This window comes from Xanthomonas axonopodis (genome assembly GCF_001304695.1).
Classification (GTDB): Bacteria; Pseudomonadota; Gammaproteobacteria; order Xanthomonadales; family Xanthomonadaceae; genus Xanthomonas; species Xanthomonas axonopodis.
The window spans coordinates 1-897 of record NZ_JFAQ01000307.1; the positions used below are offsets into that span (position 1 = coordinate 1).

1 protein-coding gene is annotated in these 897 nt (G+C 65.8%); it reads left to right on the forward strand.

Features of this window, described 5'->3' with window-relative positions:
• Nucleotides 1–276: 276 nt before the first annotated feature.
• Nucleotides 277–897 (forward strand): GAF domain-containing protein (locus tag XAXN_RS19965; protein WP_134984946.1); only part of this gene is annotated, 621 nt, incomplete at its 3' end.

Sequence of the window (897 nt, forward strand, 5' to 3'; positions counted from 1 at the left end):
GCCTTGCCGCGGCAAGGCTGATGCGGTGAACTTCCATGCTGCATCGTCGACGGCGTGTTACATCGTCTCGCGCAGCTGGGACCGCTGGGTTTGCCGGACTTGAAATCGAGCGCCAGCCAGCCACGCTGCTCGTGTGGCAAGATCGCGGCAGGCGCTTGCCGGTATGCCGCTGGCCTGGGAAGCAGTGCCATGCCACGGTAGCGATCGCATCGGCCAGTGCCTTGTCGCGTTACCCCCTCATCGCCTTGACGGCGCCTTGTTCCGGTGGTGCTTTGCATGCAGATACCCGACGCACCCGCGTTGAACCTGACCCACGCTACGTTGCTGCCAGGCGGCGTCAACGCCACGATCGGGGCGCGCCTGCCGGCCAACGAAGATGAGCGCGTGGAGGCACTGCATGCTTACCGCCTGCTGGACACCGCACCGGAGCCGAGCTACGACGCGTTCACGTCGATCGCAGCCGCAGTCTGCCGGATGCCGATGGCGCTGATTTCGCTGGTCGATACCCATCGGCAGTGGTTCAAATCCAGGATCGGCATGCAGCAGAGCGAGACGCCGCGTGAGCTGTCGTTTTGCGCGCACGCCATTCTCGAACCCGACCAGGTGATGGAAGTCGGCGACACCCACCTGGACGAGCGGTTTGTGGGCAACGCGCTGGTGACAGGCGAGCCGCAGATCCGCTTCTATGCAGGCGCGCCGTTGTTGACCCCGGACGGCATCGCACTGGGCACCCTGTGCGTGCTGGATCGCGTCCCGCGGCGCCTGTCGCTGGCCGAGCGCGACGCGCTGCAAGCATTGGCCAAGCAAGTCGTCAGCACCATCGAACTGCAACAGGCCGCGCGGCTGGTGGAACTGGATGCACTGCGCGATGCGCTTACCGGGCGATGGAACCGCGCC